At 38.1% G+C, this 257-nt stretch carries 1 protein-coding gene; it reads left to right on the plus strand.

What is annotated here, in order from left to right; genetic code table 11:
- On the plus strand, window positions 1-257 hold a 257-nt coding region (locus R0J88_RS21475; RefSeq protein WP_410901098.1), incomplete at both ends, for an ATP-binding cassette domain-containing protein.

Here is a 257-nt window from a genome sequence, read left to right on the forward strand (position 1 = left end):
GTATCGTTTGATTATACGGTTGAGGAAATTATTAGTCTTGGTCGCTATCCACATCAAAAGGGGCTATTAAAAAGTCTTTCCAAAGTGGATTGCCAGGTGATTGAAGAAGTGATGGAACTTACGAAAATTAGTCATTTTAGAAATACACAATTTAGAAAACTAAGTGGTGGTGAAAAGCAAAGGGTTCTACTGGCAAAAGCTTTAGCCCAAGAACCAGAAGTTCTCCTTCTCGACGAGCCAACGAATCATTTGGATAT

This window comes from Pseudoalteromonas sp. SIMBA_162 (assembly GCF_046535955.1).
GTDB classification, from domain to species: Bacteria; Pseudomonadota; Gammaproteobacteria; order Enterobacterales; family Alteromonadaceae; genus Pseudoalteromonas; species Pseudoalteromonas marina.